Below are 17,229 nucleotides of genomic sequence, written 5' to 3'. Positions count from 1 at the left end.
AGACAAGGAAAACCAGGATGGCTGATTTCAACCCATCAGATTTACAAACCCCTCAAAAGCAAGCGCTTGACGCATTCATGACGGCAAACCAGGCCCCTGCGGCCTTGATCGAGGTTTGGCGCGACGGGCTGAGTGTGCGCAGTGCCGCAGGCGAACAGGCGCGGGGATCGGGGACGCCCGCACAAACCGGCAACACCTATGAAATTGGCTCCCAGACCAAGATGATGACCTCTGTGGTCGTGCTGCAACTGGCAGAGGAGGGGCTGATCGATCTGGACAAACCACTAGCGGATTACCTGCCTCCGGCGGTCGTTGATGGCATTGCCAACGCGGGGATCGCCACGGTGCGGCAGATGTTACAAAACAAGTCAGGCATCCCGGATTTTGACAGTGTGCTGGGCGATAGTGGCCGTCCGATCTATATCGAGCAGCTGATCAGCGATCCGACAGCACCCATCGGGCCGGAGGCACTACTGCAGATCGTGCAGGACGTACCGGCGGATTTCGCACCGGGCACCGCTTATCAGTATTCAAACACCAATTTTCTGCTGCTGGAGCGTCTTGTCGAGAGCGTTACGGGCTCTTCGCTGGCAGATGAGATGATCACGCGGATTTTCACCCCATCGGGGATGGAGGACACCGGGTTCAAGGCCACAGCTGCGGGTGACGACCGGCTGCGTAGCTACGCGGATATCGGCACGGGTGACCTGACCGATGTGACCGACATTCCCCTGGACCTGGGCGCAACAGGCGGCGCCGTCTCAACGACATCGGATATGGTGCGCTTTCTCGATGCACTGTTGGTCTCAAAGTCACTGCTATCGCCCGACATGCTGACTGAGATGACAGATTTCGAGGCTTATTTTACCAGCCCAGACGGGACGAGCATCGTCAGTTTCGGTCTCGGTCTGACGTCGGCGCAGCTCTATGGGCAGACCTTTATCGGTTTTGACGGAGGGACCCTGGGTACCAATTCATCAACCTATCTGCATGTGGAAAGCGGGACGATCCTGAGCGTGGCCACGAGCAGCAGCACAGCAGACCCCGCAAGCCTTCTTTTTGATGCGTTTGCAGCCATTTACAACGACGAGAACTGGGCCAGCTTTGACCCGGACGCAGGCAGCTTCTCGATTGCGGGCACTGCTGCGGACATCGACGTTGCCGAGACGCTGGATGTGGAAGGTCAAACCCAGACCACGTTCAGCCTGGACGATGCGACCCTTACCTTTGAGGGCACGCCTGATCAGCTGGACACAGATGCATTCACCTTTTCTGACGGTTCCGTGCTTTGGATCGGGGACGGGGGCCGCGACCGCTTCGATGTGTTGCGGTCTGCGCGGGATGCCGCATATGCGGACAACCAGCTTATCGGAGGCGGCGGCAATGACCGGCTCGCAGGTGGGTTTGGCGATGACAAGATGGGCGGAGGTGCGGGCCACGACCGTATGAATGGCCGGGCCGGGGATGACCTTTTGGCGGGTGGCGCCGGGTGCGACCGGATCATCGGGGCTGCGGGGGATGATACGCTCGACGGTGGAGACGGGCGCGATATCCTGATTGGCGGCACGGGTGAAGACGTTTTGCAAGGTGGTGCAGGCAATGATCGGCTGTTTGGCGGGCGCGGTGCCGACAGCTTCGTTTTCGAGGCGGGTGACGAACGTGATGCAATCCGCGATTTCGGCTTTGGCGAAGACGTGATCGACCTCAGCCAGACCGGCCTGAGTTTCGAGGACCTGCAGATCAGCCGGAGCTGGTGGGGCCGGGTGACTGTCGAGTATGGCGCCGGGGACAGTATCGAACTTCTTGACCGGCACTGTGAATTGCAGGAAAGCGATTTCCTGTTCTGATCCACTGTATCACCATGCAGCCCCACAAGGCGACATCGGGCGTGTTTTCGCCTGATGTCGCCCGCGGGTTTGCCGGGTCGAAATGAATACCCGGATTGCCGGTGACATGGCGGGCGAATCCCGGCAAAGAACCTTTGCGTGTTGCCCGTTTTTGCCCCGATATTTTGTGAAAGGCCCGTTCATGACGTTCAAAGTCAGGTATCTCAGCCACCCTCAGGTTCTTATCGATCCTGCCAAGGATGTCACCCGGTGGTCGTTGAACGAGACAGGTCATGCCCGTGTCGCCCGACTTGCGGCATCCGGGAGATTGGCGGACACCACGCGGATCATCAGCAGTGCGGAGACCAAGGCGCTCGAGACCGCGCAACCCCTTGCGGATGCGCTGAACTGCCCGCTGGAAACGCGGGTAGACATGCACGAGAATGACCGGAGTGCTACCGGCTTTTTGCCGCCCGATGCCTTTGAGCAAATGGCCGACCGGTTTTTTGCCGAGCCGGATCAAAGCGCGGCAGGGTGGGAAACCGCGCGCGCGGCACAGGCCCGGATTTGCGCCGAGGTTGAGGCATGCCTTGACGGCCACACCGGCGGTGACCTGCTGTTCGTGGGGCACGGTGCCGTTGGCACTTTGCTTTATTGTACGCTTGCAGGGGTGCCGATCAGCCGGACACATGATCAGGGTCCGGGCGGTGGTGGCAATTATTATGCCTTCGATGCGGACACGCGCCGCCCGGGATCAGGATGGCGCCCGATGGAAGAGCTGATCTGAAACGTACTATCCGAGCATGGCCTGCGGTGCACCGGGTGTCGATTTGTACGTGGAGGGCGTGACGCCCGTTTGCTTCCTGAACGCCGCATAGAAGGAAGACCGGGAATTGAAGCCAACCTCGTAGGCAATCGCCAGAACCGTCTGTTCGCCCCGCCGGATCAGGGGTTTCGCCTCTTCGATCCGCCAGCCGTTCACATAGTCGAAAAACGACTGCCCGACCCGTTCGTTCAGGGTTTGTGAGACGTAATTGGTGGAGGCGCCGATGTGTTGCGACAGCGTCCAGAGCGACAGGTTCGGATCGCGGTAGAGGTGGTCCTGCTCCATCGCGCGCCGCAGCTTCCGCTCGATCCGATCCGCATGCGTGTCCGCCAGGGCGCTGCGTTCGTATTTCGGATGCGGTGCCGTGGTCGCCTGATGCACCGCTTCGCGGGGACCGTGTAGCCCTGGAGACTGCCGCAGCCCCCAGAGCATGAGGATCAGGACGATGATCATCACCATGAGCGTGTCGGTCAGACGTCCGAGAAGGGGAACGTCATAGATGAGCCGGGATCCGAAATCCACAAAGCACAGCGCGGCATAAAATCCCAGAAACAGGGCCATGCCAATCACCCAGCGGGTTTCAAACGCCTCTGTACTGGCAAAGAGATCCCGCAACCTGGCCTTGTGCTGCATTTGCACGCGCAGGACCCAGGGCACGTAGATCAGCCATTGGCAATAGATCAGGAATTCGACGGCAACCAGTGCCAGTGCAAATGTCTTGCCCGCGCCCGGCAGGGTGTCAAAGGCTGCTCCGTCAAAAATCAGGCCACGAATATCTGGGGGCAGCGTCAGGAAGCCTGCGGTGGCGATGAAGCTGAAGGCAGGCAGGGCCATGTGAAGCCAGAACGCGCGTGGCGCGCAAATAGTGTCCGATCCGGTCAGCAATCTCACGTAAAATAGAAACAGCGGGGCAATGAAGAAGGTAGAGAAATAGGAAATCATCCGCAGTACATCGCGCGGGGCCTGAGGCGGGTCGGTCACGATGATTTCGAACATCACCGACAGTTCGCTGGTGGCCAGCGCCAGAAACATCAGGCCCAGCATCCCGTAGGCCGAACCATGTCGCCACTGCACAAGGCACAAGGCAAAGGCAATGCACGCCGCGGAGAAACCCGTCGTCTGAAAGACGACAAAAAGCAGATTGGTGTCCAACATGATCCTGTTCCCTCAGATCAGGGTGACGTTCAAAGTGGGTGTTTGGATAATGTACCCCGTCCGGTAGTCGGGTTGCCGGTCCGGGTCAACTCTTGCCCTGGGCGGATGTGTCTTTCCGGGACGGTCAGGACAGAGAGGTGGTCCGATCCCATGCGGTCAGACGATGTGGCGAGGATCCCTTGATAGGTTTCATGCGACAGTGCTGCGGCCAGCATTTGCCCGCTTTTCAAGGACGAGACCCGGTATGAAATCCAATCCGCAAGCAACTTCCTTTCCTGACGTGACTATGCTTCAAGCCACTGAAAACCCACATCCGCTTTGGACGCTCCCAAGCTTTTGGCTGCACGGCGCCGGCTTGTCGGCCTCGACCTGGGATCGTTTTACCGGACCATTGAACCGCGCCGTTACCCCGGATTTGCCGGGGCACGGTGCCGCGCCGCACGTCCATCCCGCCCGGGTCGGGCATTTTGCCGATATCCTGCAGGCCAAGGTGCCAAAGGGCTGCGTTCTGATTGGCCATTCTCTCGGGGGCATGGTCGCGCTTGAGCTAGCAGCGCGGGTTCCCGACCGCGTCAAAGCGCTCATCCTGATCGAAACCGTGCCCACGGTCAGAACCAGCCGCCTGCGGATTATCTGCACGGGCATCGCGATGAAGTGTCTGCACTGCGTGCCCCCAAGGTTTTTTGGCTGGCTGTCCGCATTTGGGCAGACCGAAGAGACAGCGCGCCATCTCAAGCACCAGCTATCCCGCCACACCCGCCGCAGCATCAATGCGGCACTGGAGGCGGCCAGCCATTACGATGCCCGGCCCATTCTGCACAGGATCAATGCACCTACGTTGGTGGTCATCGGCCAGAAAAACAGCGCGACACATGGCGGTGCCCGTTTGATCGCGCAAACCATTCCAGGTGCCAGGCTGGTGTCTTTACCCGGCGGCCACATGTTGCACACGGATAATCCGGCGCAATTACGCCGTGCCATCGATACCTTCCTGAAGGATGCTGTGCCGCTGTCATGAGCGACGGGCTCGACGCGCGAGAGCTCGAAAGCCAGGGCCGAATGCGTTTTCAGGCATCGTCTGATGGGCCACCAACGCTGCCATTTGCCCGCATCGCGGAGATTTCCTCCGCGCTATAACCCAGTCCGTCCAGGATCGTATTCGTGTCTGCGCCAATTCCTTTCGGTGCTACGTCTGATCCATGCGCGATCCCGTCGAGGGCAAAAGGCAGACCGGGAAACCCCGCGGCGCCGCGCGTTGTGTAGCGGCGTTGTGCGACCGGCGGCAGGTGCATTGCGTCGCCCAGCTTGCGCAGCTTTGCACACGGAACGCGGGCCGCCATGAGGACTTCTTCCCATGTTGACGCATCCTTGTCCTTCAGCCTTGCGGAAAGCGCCTGATCCAGCGCCTCTGCATGGCAACCGCGGGCCTCCACCGTGGCGAACCGGGGATCGCGCAGCCAGGCTGACCTGTCCAGCGCCCGCGCGAGGGCTGTGAATTGGGTGGGCTCATTGACGCCAAGGCTGATGTAGCCCTCCTTGCATGGAAATACGCCGGCAGAGGGAGACCGGCTGTTGGCCGCGTTCCCACGCGGAGATGGCTCCACGCCCGTCAGCATGTGGTCGGTGACCGTTGAACTCATCAAGGTGAAGGCCGTTTCCAACATCGAGACATCAACAAAGCTGCCTGTTCCACTGGCGGCACGGGTCATCAGGGCGGACATGACACCCAACGCACCGGCGAGCCCCGTGGCATAGTCAATGACCGGGGCGCCGGTCCGAATTGGCCCGCTGTCTTGGGTCCCGGTCAGGGCCATCAATCCGCTGATCGCCTGAATGTTCACATCATAGGCCGGTGCGTCGGACATGTCGTTTCCCCGTCCATAACCCGTCATGGCACAGTGAACGAGACGCGGATTGAGGGCGCGGGTATCGTTTTCGGTCAGGCGCAGCCGTTTCAATGTCTCAAACCGGTGGTTCTCCACCAGCACGTCGGCAGAGGCGAGCAGACGGTGGAAGACGGCGCGCCCGCTGTCAGTGCCGAGATCGACTGCAAGGCACTGCTTGCCGGCTGCCTGGGTCAGATAGGCAGTGCTCATGCCCTCCGCTGCGCGACCTCGGTCCGTGCCGCCACGGTGGCGGATTGCATCCCCCCGTCCAGGGCGTTCTACCTTGATCACCTCCGCGCCCAACAGGCCGAGGTAATAGGCGCAGGCGGGCCCCGCCAGAACATGGGTCCAGTCGATGACGCGAATGCCTTGCAGCGGTGCTGCCATCATGTATCTCCGATGGCAGGTAAGCGCGCCTGACGTCTCAGGCTGCGGACACGCGCGATCAAGGCGGCAACGCCGATCAGCAGGAAGGCAAGGGCAATGGGCCGCGTGATGAAAATCATCATACCGTCATCGCTGAGCAGCAATGCCTGTCGGAACGTCTCTTCAGCCCCTCCGGCGAGCACAAAGGAAATGACAAAGGCGGCGGGATTGAAATCCAGCTTGCGCATGGCCCAACCGGCAAAGCCTGCTGCCACCATGACGTAGACGTCGAACAGATTGCCACGTGCTGTATAGGCAGCAATGAAGGACGTCAGGAAGATAACCGGATACAGCACGGCGGTGGGAATGCGGACGATGAAACGGCCCAGGAACGCCGCGCCGAAATAGCCGATCACTCCGTACATCACGATCCCGATCAACCCACAGGCAAAAAGTGCATAGACCAGATCACGCGAGGTGAGAAAGAGGGTGGGGCCGATCTGGATGCCGTGGATCAGGAACACTCCGATGAGTATGGCGCCGATGGTCGACCCCGGAATGCCGAGGGTCAGCAGCGGTGCCATCGACGGCCCGCTGACCGCATTGTTCGCCGCCTCTGGTGCGGCGACCCCTTCGAGCGCGCCCTGTCCCCAGGCCGCAGAATTATGCGCGCGCCGCTTCCCTTCGCCATACGCGACAAAGGCCGCGATGGCTGATCCAAGCCCTGGCAACATGCCAATGAAAGCGCCGATAAAGGACGACCGGATCACATGCGGCAGGCAGGGTTTGTATTCAGCCCAACGCAACCCGTTGCGCGTGGTATCTCCGGTGTCATGCACCATCTGGGTGCGGGTGTGTCTGGTCTGGATCTGGTCAAAGACCTCGCCCAGCACAAAAATCCCGATCATGAGCGGCACGAGGCTGATGCCATTGGTCAGATCGAAACTGCCGAATGTGAAGCGTTCTGTCGAACTGATGGGATCAAGACCGATCATGCTCACAAGCACACCCAATGCGGCAGACGCAAGCCCCCGGGTGACCGATTTGCCAATCACCGATCCGATCACGATGAAGGCCGCAAAGTAGACGGAAAAAAGCTCCGGTGGGCCCAGTTTGAGGGCAATGGCCGCAATCCACGCCACGCCCAGAATAAGCAGGACCTCTCCGATGAAATCGCCGATCACGGAGGACAGCGTGGCAACTTTCATCGCCTTTCCGGCCTTGCCCATCTGCGCCAGCGGATAACCGTCGAGTTGCGTTGCTGCTGAGGCTGCTGTCCCCGGTGTGTTAAAGAGGATCGCCGCGATTGACCCGCCGTACCGCCCCGATTTGCCGATCACGTAGAGAAAGGCGAGCGCGGGCAAGGGGTCCATGTAGAAGGTCAGCGGCAGCAGCATTGCAATGGCGGCCGAGGCCGTCAGCCCTGGTATCGCCCCGACAATCATGCCCACGATGGCTGCCAGAAACACCCAGCCCATCAGCACGGGATCGCTCAGGACCGTGGCAAGACCTGTGAAAATCTCCACCGGATCAATACCCTCCCACCACATCGAGAAGGTCGAACCAGCGCCCTAACGGTGGGAACACTCCGAGCATTTCAAAGAAAACCATATGATACGCTGCCGGACACATGAATGCAGCGGCCAGTAGTCCAACCGGATTGCGGATTCCGAAAATCCAAAGCGCCGCGGGGGCGGCGACGGCTGTGCTGATCAAATAGCCAAATCGTGACATTAGCCAGACATAGCAAAGAGCGAGCACTAGCAAGGCGGCAATGTGGGTTATGTCGCGGTGTTCGGGTCTCGCTGTTTTCTGCCCGCTCTGAAGTTCCACGACCCCCAAAAGGATCAGTACGCCCGACGCGCACAGCGGGAAGAGTCGCGCGCCCCAGCGGCCATATTGATCAAGGGCGATGCCCATGCTGGCGGCTGTGGCACCGATCCCCAGAAGGATCAGTGCGATGCCAACGGTGTGCGGGGCAGGCGAATTTCCCGGAGCCATGGCCTTATCCTTGAGATTTCAGCGCGTCGATGACCGGTTGTGTGTCCCGCTGCATTGCGCGCAGGCGGGCCTCGGTGTCGGTACCATTCAAAAAAGCCGGTACGTTGCCACGCTCGCGCATCAGGTCGGCAAATTGCTGGGTTTCGGTGATGCCTTTCAAAGCCGTTTCCATACCAGCAACAATCTCCGGATCCGTGCCCTTGGGGGCAAAAAACACGATGGGCGAAGAGACGGCGACATAGTCAAAGCCGAGTTCGGCCAGCGTCGGTACGTCATCGCGGATGGCATCGCGCTCTGGCGCGACCAGTCCCAGTACCCGCAGCTCGTTTTCGAACCCCGCTGCCTGCTGAATGCCGACAAAGGCGAAATCGACCTGTTCGCCGATGACCGCCGCGCGGGTTGGACCGCCACCCTTGAACGGGACATCCTGCGCTTCCAGCCCGTTGCGATTGAGGAAACTCTGCCCGGCCACCTGATGAAATCCACCACGCCCGTTGTGTGCCCATCGCAATGTGCCCGGCGCCGCCTGCGCCGCGTCGACCAAATCCTGAACGCTCTGGAACGGGCTGGCCGCGGGCACAATCACCGCAGGTGTCAGGTTGCCGATCTGGGCGATGATTTCGAAGCTGTCAAAGGGTGTCACCTCGGTGTCACGCAGCATGGATGTCAGCAGGAAGGAACCTGCCGAGGTCACCATGACGGTGTTGCCATCGGGACGGGCAGCCGCTGCTTCGGTCGCACCGGTGATTCCGGAGGAGCCGGGCTTGTTCACGATGACGAGGGGCACCGGCAAAATACCGTCAGCAGAAGCCGCCGCCGCGCGTGCCAGCGCATCTGTCCCACCGCCTGCCGAGTAAGGCAGAATAGCATTGATCGGGCGTCGTGGCGCCCATTCAGCGGCAACGGCACCTGCTGATAACAACATGGTGGCTGACGCTCCTGTCTTCATGAAATCTCGTCTTCGCATTTCGTCCTCCCAATGGTCGAGGCGCCAATAGTGCGCCTTCTTGATCCTTCACTGGACCTTAACGCCGAATATGTCGTAGAAAAAATGCAATTATCGAATGCATACTTCGAAAGATTGGAATTATGAACCTGCGCGCGTTGAGAGTTTTTGCCTTCGTCATGGAGGAAGGCACCCTTGCGCGCGCTGCGGAGAGGATGAACCTGAGCCAATCTGCGGCAAGTCGCCAGCTCACGCTGCTGGAGCAGGATTTCGACGTCAGTTTCTTTCAAAGGGACAAGAAACGATTGAGCCCAACCCTGGAAGCGGAACGGTTTTATCCGGAGGCGTTGCGCATCCTCTCTCAGATCGATGCACTGCCGGAGTTTGTACGGCACATCGGGTCTGACCGTCCTGAACCGCTGCGTATTGTGGCGCAATCGCGCATCGTGAACGGGTTGGTCTTGCCGGCCATTGCCCGATTTGTTGACAGCCTGCCGGGGCAGCCGGTCAAGCTGGAGATTCACCGACGGCGTGACCTGGGCAGGCGCATCATGAATGATCGCTACGATGTTGGCGTTTCCGCACTGCCCTTGCCCGTCGAGCAACTTCGGGCGCACCGTCTCGGTGCTGCCGCTTTGAAGGTGGCCGTCGCGCGGGATCATCCGTTGGCGCGGAAAAAAGCCCTGACCGCCTCGGATATTGCCGACGTTCCATACATCGCATTGGACGATACCACGGTGATCAGGCGGATCGTGGATCGAGAGCTGGCGGCGCAGGGGATTTCCATACAGGTGGCGCATGAAGTGTCCCTTGGGGCAGCGGCGTACAGGCTTGTGCACCGTGGGCTGGGTTTCACCTTCGCGGATCCGGTTGCACTGGATCCGGAGTTGTCAGGGGACGTGGCGCTCATTGATTGGAACCCGCGCATGGAGGTCGAATTCGGCTACTTTCTACCCAAATCGGACGCGCGGGCCGAGGCGAAGGACGCGTTTTGCGAGGCGCTGGAAGCCGTTTTTCAGGAAGCAAGGCAAGGGGCCCGATCCCTACAGGCGAAGGCGTGAAGGCGATTGCTTCGGTGATAACTCGAATGACGGTGCAGCCGTGTGCGAATAATCTTCGGTGCACCGGGGCGTCACCAGGCCTTCCCGATGCCTCTCAAACAGCGTCGATAGGAATGAGATCGGCCAGCTTCAGGCGTTGAATTTTGCCGGAGGGGCCTTTGGGCAGCTCTGAAAGGACGTGAATGACCTCGGGAGATTTGAACCCACCAAGCCGCCGGGTGCAGAGGTCGATCAGGTCCTGAGCCGACAGTTTTGTACCGGATTTGAGCGCCACGGCGGCTTCGACCGTTTCGCCGTAGCGTTTGCAGGGGCGCGCGAAGGCGGCGGCTTCGACCACATCCGCGTGGGTGTAGAGCACCTCGTCGATCTCGCGTGGTGCGATGTTTTCGCCACCCTTGATGATCAATTCTTTCAGTCGACCCGTCACAAAGACATATCCATCTGCATCAATGCGACCCAGATCACCGGTTCTGAGCCAGTCACCTGCAAAACTCGCGGCTGTTGCCTCGGGGTTGAAAAGATATTCCCGCATCACGTTGGGGCCGCGAATGGCGATCTCGCCTTCCTGGCCGGTTGGCGCTTCGGTCAGGTCAGGCAGCAGGATGCGGACCTCATTGCCGTAAGGGACACCGGGGGAGCCGATTTTACGTATGCCGGGGGGCAGGGGGTTCGACAGGATTTGGGCGGCGGTTTCAGTCAGCCCCATCGTCTCTACGATTGGCACACCAAAGCGGGTCTCGAAAGCTGATTGCGTCTCCACCGCCAGAGCCGAAGAGGCCGAACGCCCGAAGCGCAACCGGTCGCAGACTGCGGGGCCGGGGCTTGCCGCGCCGTGCAGCAAGTGGCTGATGATTGTCGGGACAACCGAAAACCACGTGACCGCGCCCTGATCCGCCTGATCCCAGAAATTGCGGGACGAAAACCGCGAGACCATCGCCAACGATCCGCCGGAGACCAATGCGCCCATGACCGTGACGCAGAGCCCGTTGATGTGATAGATCGGCAGGACGCAAAAACCACGGTCCTGCGCGGTTAACTCATGTGCCATGGCGGTGGCCCAGCCCCCGGCCAGAAGGCTGCTGTGGCTGTGCACGACGCCTTTGGGTTTGCCCGTCGTACCAGAGGTGTACATCAGCAACGCGTGATCTTCTCCAGACAAATCCGGCAAATCCGCGCGGCCTTCCAGCGCATTCGGCCTCAGCAGCGTCATGCCCTGCGGCGCGACCGCCTCATAAGTGCTGATCTGGCTCTCATGCACGAAGGCATAGCGCGCTTGTGAATGTTCAAGCGCGTAAGCAATGGCGTCCGGCCCGGCAGCAAGGTTGATCATCGTCGCGCGAAACCCGCCGTAAAGCGCGGCATAGAGCGCCTCTATCCCCGCGCGCCCGTTCGGATGGATGATTGCCACGCTTTCGCCTTTGGTAAGGCCGAGGTCATACATCCCGCGCGACATGCGCTCCGCCGTGGCGCGCAGCGCCGCCCAGGTCAGGGCCTCCTCCGTTTCGGGAAAGACAATCGCCGTGCCGCCATCATCGGCGCGCGCGGTCAGCCAATCGCGGATGGTGCCGCGCGGCGGATGTTCGGGAGTAAAGATCATTTTCCGACCGCGTCCCAGTAGTCGGCAAAAATCTCCTCGGGCGCGGGTTCCTGGCCGGGGATTTCACGCACGATTTTCGTGCTCTGCATGAAATGCTTCCAATGCAGATTAGTGTCGATGGAATTGCCGCCCCAGGATCCGCACCCCATGGAGAGCGAAAACGGCATGCCGTTGGTAAAGGACCCGCCCGTGGCAAAGGTATGCGCCTGATTGACGATGACCCGGCTGGTCGGGATCGCCGTGGCAAGAGCCATGGGCCTGTCCGCCATGGTTGTGTGAATGCCCACCGAATGGCCCAGCCCCTGATGCAGCTGGATGTCCTTGGTGATCTGCACGGCGTCCTCGAAATCACGGGCCCGGTAAACCGTCAGCACGCGGCTGAGCTTTTCCCCCGAGAGCGGATGGTCCGGCCCGATGCCCGTGGTTTCAACGGCAAGGTATTCGGTGCCCCCCGGCACCTCATCCGTCAACCCAAGGGCCGCGATCATCTGGTCCGCATCCCGTGCAATGGCCTGAGGGTTCAGGTGGCCCTTGACCCAAAGCTGGTTGGTGACCTTTGTCTCATCGCGGATCAGCGCGCCGCCGGTCCGCGCCATCTCGGCCACGAAGGGTTCGTAGATGGCGTCGACAATCACCACCGCATTCTCTGACGAGCAGGAGGTGGCGTTGTCGAAGGTCTTGGAGGCGCAGATCTTGTCGGCGGCAGCGGCCAGATCGGCGGTTTCATCCACGATCACGGCCACGTTCCCCGCACCCACCGCAAGGGCCGGAGTGCCCGACGTATAGGCGCGTTTCACATTGTTCTGGCTGCCAGTGACAACAATCAGGTCGGAGATTTCCAGCAGGCGCTGGGTCTTTTCCTTGGAGCCCCGTCCGGGGATCATCTGCACCAGATCGCGGTCGATCCCGGCCTTGTCGAATTCCGCATGGATGTAGCCCAGCAGCGCCTCGCAGGTCGCCACGCCCTTGGGCGAGGGGGAGACCACAATTGCATTGCCGCATTTCAGGGCGTTGATGATGTTATTGGCCGGTGTCGCACCGGGGTTGGTGGAGGGGACAACTGCGCCGATCACCCCGATGGGGCGCGCGATCTCGGTGATGCCGGTGGCCGGATCATCGCGGATCACGCCAAAGGTCTTGGCTGTAGCGATGTCGCGCAGCAGGCCAAGCGTCTTGCGGTGGTTCTTGGTGATCTTGTCAGGCACATTGCCCAGCCCGGTTGTCGCCACCGCCAGTTCCGCAAGATGGCGGTTGCGCGCGGGTTCCATGATGGCCCAGCCCGCCGCAAGGGCGGCACGATCATAGAGTTCCTGCGATCCGCCTGCCTCGAACCGGGCCTGCGCAGCGCGGGCCGTGGCAACGATGGTATCTACATCGGCAAGATCATCATGGGCGTTCATGTCACATGTCCTTATGTGTCGGCGGGGCGGCATTTGCGCCCCGCCTCGCGATTTCAGAGGCCTGCAAGCAGTTCCTTGAGGGTTTCTTCCCGCGCGGCCCACATGTCCAGCACTTCGTCACGGGTCATGATATGCATCGGCGAGCCGCCTGCCTGCATCTTGCCCGCCACGCGCTTGTTTTCGAACATGGCGGGGACGGTCGCGGCCAGTTTGTCGATCACCCCCTGCGGCGTGCCCTTGGGCACCATGATGCCGCGGAAGTTGACGGAGGAGTTGTCCACGTCCAGGCCCGCTTCGCGCATCGTGGGCACATCGGGCAGGAAATCGTTCCGCTCCAGATCCGCCACGGCGAGGATTTTCACATTCCCAGCCTCACGTGCACGGAAGGCGTCAGAGAGGTTGTTGATGCCCGCCATGACGTCGCCCGCGATCACGGCTTTCATCGCCGCCGCTCCGCCGCCTTTGGTGGGGATATAGGCCATCTTCATCTCGCCCGCCTTTTCCATCTGCAGGGCGGCGATGTGGTGACCCACGAAGAGACCCGCGCCGGAGGTGGTCAGCTTGCCGGGATTGGCCTTGGCGAATTCAACCACGTCCTGCAGCGCGTTGAATTCCGACTCCGCGCCGACAACCAGCACCGCAGGATCGGCACCCCAGTTGGCAATGGGCTCAAAGCTGTCGCGGGAGTATTCAACCCCGCCCTTGATCGACTGGGCGATGAAATGGGGGATGTTGTAGGCGCCCAGCGTGTAGCCATCGGCCTCCGCCTGACCCGCCAGCCAGTTCCAGCCCACGCGGCCCCCGGCGCCGGGCTTGTTGATGATGGCAATGGGCATGCCCAGGGCGTCCTCGTTCCCGGCGGTCATCGTGACGATGCGCGCCTGGAAATCCGTGGCGCCGCCCGCGCCGTAGCTGACCATCATCATGATCGGCCGTTCGGGATAGTTCGCATGGCCGTCGGCCAGTGCGCCCGTGGTCATGGAGGCCAGTGCAATGGCCGCTCCTGTTATCAGTTTTTTCATGTGTAGTTCCTCCCTAGGATATGAGCTCTGCCGCCGTTGCGGTTCAGAAAAAGACCTCTCGCGGTGTGTACACGGTCAGAAGTTTTGCGAAGAGGCCGTAGATGACGACCATGAAGATGGCCGTGATGAGGATGCGCCTGAGCCACGATCTGACCGCGTTGTGAGGCGCGGGATCATAGAAGCTTAGCAGGGTGAAAAAGGCGAGGGTGGTCGCGGTGTAGAACCCAAGGCCCTTGGCCGCCCAGAAGACGTAGATCAGGGCGATGATCAATCCCGGCAACAGGTTGGTGAATTGACGCACGGAAATGCCGCCCCCCACTTTGGTCCAGCCAAGGCAGGCTTTGGCGAAGGTCCAGAGCGCCAGCACCACGAAGACCGAGGAGATCAGGCGCGGAAAGAGGAAGGCCTCGGACGGTTGTTGGGTGTAGCTGACAAAGGCCACCCAGATGCCCACGGTGGCCACGATGCCGGACCCGATGATGTGCTGGAGGCGGGGGAGAGACGGGGCGCTCATGCCATGATCTCCTCTTTCGAGGTGTAGCGGCGCGACCGCAGTTCCATGTAGGCGGAATAGAAGATGGAGGCGATGACCACGGCGATCAGGAACAGGTTCAGCCCACCGGTGAGGAAATAGGCGCTCATGCCTTCGGTGGCATTGGCGATCATGGACCCTTGGATGAAGTTCGCCTCGGCAATGGGCCCGAGGATCAGGCCAAGCACCAGCGGGGCGGCGGAAAAGCCGAAACGTTCGAGGAAATACATCATCACCCCCAGGGTCGCCATGACATAGACGTCCCCCATGGAGGATTGCACCGAATAGCTGCCAAAGACCGCGAGCCCCAGCACCACGGCGGCCATGACCGATTGCGGCACCTGCGCGACCTTGGCCGCGAGACCGGCGACGTAGAGCCCAAAGAGGCACATCAGCACCTGACCGATCAGCATGGAGTTAATAAAGGTCCAGGCCACGTCCGGGTGATTGTCGAAGAGGTCCGTGCCGGGAAAGATCCCGTGGATCAATAGACCACCCAGCAACACCGCCGCTGTGGGGGAGCCGGGAATGGACAGGGTGAGCAGCGGCACCAGCGACGGGCCGACCATGGCGTTATTGGCGCTTTCGGCGGCGATCACGCCTTCCGGGTGGCCGGTGCCGAACTTGTCGCGATCGGGGCTGAATTTCTTAGCCTGATCATAGGCCACAAGCCCCGCGATCTGGCCGCCGACACCGGGGATCAACCCGATGATCGACCCCGACGCGGTGCCGATGCCCATGGCGCGCTTGTTGCGTAGCAGCTCGCGGATTGCGCCGCCGATGGGGTGCTTCTGCACCTCGATCACCTCGGCCCCATCGTTGTGACGACCCTTGGCGAACATGGTGATGACCTGCGGAATGGCGAAAAGGCCGATGAGGGCTGCGATGATGTTGATCCCACCGCCCAATGCGGGGTGAAAGATGAACCGCTGCGCACCCATGATGTCGTCGAAGCCAATGGTGGCCAGCCAAAGACCGATGCAGCCCGAGAGCAGCCCCTTGACCACTGAATTGCCGTCGAGTGAGCCGATGACCGTGACCCCGAGGATCGCCAGCCAGAAGAGGTGGCTGGGACCAAAGGCCAGCGCCCACTGCGCCAGAACCGGCGTCAGGAAGATCAGCAACAAGACGCCAAACACGCCGCCGACGGCCGAGGCCAGAAAGCTGATCTGCAACGCCTTGGCCCCTTCGCCCTTGCGCGCCATCGTGTGCCCGTCGAGCGTGGTGGCGATATTGGCGGGCGCGCCGGGAATTTTCAGCAGGATCGCACTGACGGCACCGCCTGCCACGGTGGAGGTATAGGCCGCCCCCAGCAGGATCAGACCCTGCGCTGCCTCCAGCTGAAAGGTGAAGGGGATGAGCAGCGCCACCGCCATCGTAGGCGACAGGCCGGGCGTTGCGCCCAGGATCAACCCGCCGATGGTGCCCAACAAGAGCAACCCGAAGTTAATCGGCGTGAAGACGTCCCCCATGTAGAACAGAAATTCCATCGCTGCCTCCCCGCAACGCTGCTTGACCATTTACGCTAAGTGATGAAAATAGTTTTGCAAATGTTTTCATAAATTACGCAAAAACGGTTATTAGATGTCTGATAAAAATAGGAAAAAGTCTGATATCATCAGTGTCGCAAAGACCGCGCGCGTGTCGCCGTCGACGGTGTCGCGATACTTCAATCACCCTGAACTGCTGAAACTTGCGACTCGCCGCAGGATCGAACGCGCGGTGCGCAAGGAAGGCTATATTCGCAATCGCGCGGCCCAGACGATCCACGGGATACGGTCAGGCACCATCGGTGTTCTGGTGCCGACCATCGACCATACGATCTTTGCCGAAGTTGTGCAGGCATTCTCGGATGCGGTTGCGGAAGAGGGGTTCACCATTCTGCTGGCCTCCCATGGGTACGACCAGCAGCGGGAATACGCGATCCTGCGGAAGTTTCTGGAACACCGCGTGGATGGCATCGCCCTGACCGGGCTGGATCATGACGAGGCCGTGTTCCAGTTGATCGAGAGCCAGAGTGTGCCGACCGTGATGATGTGGAACTACGCTGCGGACTCGCTCTATCCCTCCATCGGTGCCGACAATGAGTTGGCGGGGCGGATGATCAGCCAACACGTGCTCTCGATGGGGCATCGTGAGGTGGCCTGCCTGTTTGCGCCGGGCGCAGGCAACGACCGGGCCAAGGCGCGCAGCCGGGCAATCCTGAACACGCTTGCGGATGCGGGCGTGGACGTGCCGCAAGACTGGCAATTGACCACTGTTTACTCTGTCTCGGAATCCAAGCGTCAAGCCTTCGCGCTTTTCAGCAGCACGAAGCGGCCCACAGCCCTGATCTGCGGCAATGATATTCTGGCCACAGGCGCGATCTATGCGGCGGCCAAGGCCGGGCTCAGGCTGCCGGAGGATATCTCGATTACCGGGATCGGAGACTTCAAGGGGTCCTCGGAATTTGAGCCCGGCCTGACCACTGTGCGCCTGCCAGCCCGGCGCATCGGGCAACGCGCGGGCCTGACCCTTGCTGCGGCCATCAAGGACCCCGAGGCGGACCGAACCGGTGCCCATTGCGCACCGGAATTGGTCGTAAGGGGATCGTGCCGGGCGATTTGATGGT

The 17,229-nt window shown here is 61.0% G+C and carries 15 protein-coding genes; 5 read left to right on the top strand and 10 right to left on the bottom strand.

The annotated features are described in order from the left end of the window. The first annotated feature begins 17 nt into the window (after positions 1-17). Both Q1A07_RS01190 and Q1A07_RS01185 read left to right on the top strand, forming a co-directional pair. On the top strand, positions 18-1,847 hold the full coding sequence (locus Q1A07_RS01190; RefSeq protein WP_299777040.1) for a serine hydrolase: 1,830 nt from the start codon (positions 18-20) through the stop codon (positions 1,845-1,847). Positions 1,848-2,028: 181 nt separating this feature from the next. Further along, on the top strand, positions 2,029-2,613 hold the full coding sequence (locus tag Q1A07_RS01185) for a histidine phosphatase family protein (protein WP_299777038.1): 585 nt from the start codon (positions 2,029-2,031) through the stop codon (positions 2,611-2,613). A gap of 6 nt (positions 2,614-2,619) precedes the next feature. On the opposite strand, the gene Q1A07_RS01180 is transcribed toward Q1A07_RS01185, so the two are convergent. Continuing rightward, positions 2,620-3,807 carry a helix-turn-helix domain-containing protein gene (locus Q1A07_RS01180; RefSeq protein WP_299777036.1) on the bottom strand — a complete coding sequence of 396 codons (1,188 nt, stop codon included), beginning with the start codon at positions 3,805-3,807 and terminating at the stop codon, positions 2,620-2,622. A 286-nt stretch (positions 3,808-4,093) separates the two neighbouring features. On the opposite strand from Q1A07_RS01180, the gene Q1A07_RS01175 reads away from it, so the two are divergent. Beyond that, on the top strand, positions 4,094-4,825 hold the full coding sequence (locus tag Q1A07_RS01175) for an alpha/beta hydrolase (RefSeq protein ID WP_299779101.1): 732 nt from the start codon (positions 4,094-4,096) through the stop codon (positions 4,823-4,825). 49 nt (positions 4,826-4,874) lie between these two features. Here the strand turns inward: Q1A07_RS01175 and Q1A07_RS01170 are convergent, their stop codons facing one another. The 4 genes from Q1A07_RS01170 to Q1A07_RS01155 are packed head-to-tail and all read right to left on the bottom strand — an operon-like array spanning position 4,875 to position 8,985. Continuing rightward, positions 4,875-6,080: a CoA transferase gene (locus Q1A07_RS01170; protein ID WP_299777034.1), complete on the bottom strand. Its 1,206-nt coding sequence runs from the start codon at positions 6,078-6,080 to the stop codon at positions 4,875-4,877. Beyond that, positions 6,080-7,585, bottom strand: coding sequence for a tripartite tricarboxylate transporter permease (locus Q1A07_RS01165; protein ID WP_299777032.1), 1,506 nt, complete (start codon positions 7,583-7,585; stop codon positions 6,080-6,082). The genes Q1A07_RS01170 and Q1A07_RS01165 overlap by 1 nt, the downstream gene beginning before the upstream one ends. A gap of 4 nt (positions 7,586-7,589) precedes the next feature. Further along, positions 7,590-8,060, bottom strand: a complete 471-nt coding sequence (locus Q1A07_RS01160; RefSeq protein WP_299777030.1) for a tripartite tricarboxylate transporter TctB family protein — start codon at positions 8,058-8,060, stop codon at positions 7,590-7,592. A 4-nt stretch (positions 8,061-8,064) separates the two neighbouring features. Then, complete coding sequence (locus tag Q1A07_RS01155) at positions 8,065-8,985, bottom strand: tripartite tricarboxylate transporter substrate binding protein (protein WP_299777029.1); 921 nt, start codon at positions 8,983-8,985, stop codon at positions 8,065-8,067. A gap of 164 nt (positions 8,986-9,149) precedes the next feature. Between Q1A07_RS01155 and Q1A07_RS01150 the strand changes: the two genes are divergently transcribed. Next, entirely contained in the window at positions 9,150-10,067 is a 918-nt protein-coding gene (locus Q1A07_RS01150) for a LysR family transcriptional regulator (RefSeq protein WP_299777027.1), read from the top strand. A gap of 94 nt (positions 10,068-10,161) precedes the next feature. On the opposite strand, the gene Q1A07_RS01145 is transcribed toward Q1A07_RS01150, so the two are convergent. From Q1A07_RS01145 to Q1A07_RS01125, 5 genes are read right to left on the bottom strand one after another with little or no spacing between them, the layout of a single operon-like run. Continuing rightward, entirely contained in the window at positions 10,162-11,664 is a 1,503-nt protein-coding gene (locus Q1A07_RS01145) for an AMP-binding protein (RefSeq protein ID WP_299777025.1), read from the bottom strand. Next, entirely contained in the window at positions 11,661-13,064 is a 1,404-nt protein-coding gene (locus Q1A07_RS01140; RefSeq protein WP_299777023.1) for an aldehyde dehydrogenase family protein, read from the bottom strand. Before Q1A07_RS01140 ends, Q1A07_RS01145 begins: the two co-directional genes overlap by 4 nt. 53 nt (positions 13,065-13,117) lie before the next feature. Further along, positions 13,118-14,086: a tripartite tricarboxylate transporter substrate binding protein gene (locus Q1A07_RS01135; RefSeq protein ID WP_299777021.1), complete on the bottom strand. Its 969-nt coding sequence runs from the start codon at positions 14,084-14,086 to the stop codon at positions 13,118-13,120. Between the two features lie 43 nt (positions 14,087-14,129). Then, on the bottom strand, positions 14,130-14,600 hold the full coding sequence (locus Q1A07_RS01130) for a tripartite tricarboxylate transporter TctB family protein (protein ID WP_299777019.1): 471 nt from the start codon (positions 14,598-14,600) through the stop codon (positions 14,130-14,132). After that, the gene (locus tag Q1A07_RS01125; protein ID WP_299777018.1) at positions 14,597-16,108 is read right to left on the bottom strand and encodes a tripartite tricarboxylate transporter permease; all 1,512 of its coding nucleotides are present in this window, start codon (positions 16,106-16,108) and stop codon (positions 14,597-14,599) included. Before Q1A07_RS01125 ends, Q1A07_RS01130 begins: the two co-directional genes overlap by 4 nt. Positions 16,109-16,202: 94 nt before the next feature. On the opposite strand from Q1A07_RS01125, the gene Q1A07_RS01120 reads away from it, so the two are divergent. Then, a complete protein-coding gene (locus tag Q1A07_RS01120) occupies positions 16,203-17,225 on the top strand; it encodes a substrate-binding domain-containing protein (protein WP_299777017.1) in 1,023 nt (340 codons plus the stop codon). The last annotated feature ends 4 nt before the right edge of the window (positions 17,226-17,229 follow it).

Origin of the sequence: uncultured Roseobacter sp. (assembly GCF_947492555.1) — a bacterium.
Taxonomy (GTDB): Bacteria; Pseudomonadota; Alphaproteobacteria; order Rhodobacterales; family Rhodobacteraceae; genus Roseobacter.
The sequence above is the reverse complement of the archived record's forward strand: the minus strand, read 5'-3'. Positions and strand labels throughout refer to the sequence as shown.

Bases quoted from the DNA above. Each gene is read 5' to 3' on its own strand.
- Q1A07_RS01170 (WP_299777034.1), bottom strand. From the start codon at position 6,080: ATGGCAGCACCGCTGCAAGGCATTCGCGTCATCGACTGGACCCATGTT.
- Q1A07_RS01150 (WP_299777027.1), top strand. From the start codon at position 9,150: ATGAACCTGCGCGCGTTGAGAGTTTTTGCCTTCGTCATGGAGGAAGGC.
- Q1A07_RS01190 (WP_299777040.1), top strand. From the start codon at position 18: ATGGCTGATTTCAACCCATCAGATTTACAAACCCCTCAAAAGCAAGCG.
- Q1A07_RS01180 (WP_299777036.1), bottom strand. From the start codon at position 3,807: ATGTTGGACACCAATCTGCTTTTTGTCGTCTTTCAGACGACGGGTTTC.
- Q1A07_RS01175 (WP_299779101.1), top strand. From the start codon at position 4,094: ATGCTTCAAGCCACTGAAAACCCACATCCGCTTTGGACGCTCCCAAGC.
- Q1A07_RS01140 (WP_299777023.1), bottom strand. From the start codon at position 13,064: ATGAACGCCCATGATGATCTTGCCGATGTAGATACCATCGTTGCCACG.
- Q1A07_RS01125 (WP_299777018.1), bottom strand. From the start codon at position 16,108: ATGGAATTTCTGTTCTACATGGGGGACGTCTTCACGCCGATTAACTTC.
- Q1A07_RS01130 (WP_299777019.1), bottom strand. From the start codon at position 14,600: ATGAGCGCCCCGTCTCTCCCCCGCCTCCAGCACATCATCGGGTCCGGC.
- Q1A07_RS01145 (WP_299777025.1), bottom strand. From the start codon at position 11,664: ATGATCTTTACTCCCGAACATCCGCCGCGCGGCACCATCCGCGATTGG.
- Q1A07_RS01135 (WP_299777021.1), bottom strand. From the start codon at position 14,086: ATGAAAAAACTGATAACAGGAGCGGCCATTGCACTGGCCTCCATGACC.
- Q1A07_RS01120 (WP_299777017.1), top strand. From the start codon at position 16,203: ATGTCTGATAAAAATAGGAAAAAGTCTGATATCATCAGTGTCGCAAAG.
- Q1A07_RS01185 (WP_299777038.1), top strand. From the start codon at position 2,029: ATGACGTTCAAAGTCAGGTATCTCAGCCACCCTCAGGTTCTTATCGAT.
- Q1A07_RS01155 (WP_299777029.1), bottom strand. From the start codon at position 8,985: ATGTTGTTATCAGCAGGTGCCGTTGCCGCTGAATGGGCGCCACGACGC.
- Q1A07_RS01160 (WP_299777030.1), bottom strand. From the start codon at position 8,060: ATGGCTCCGGGAAATTCGCCTGCCCCGCACACCGTTGGCATCGCACTG.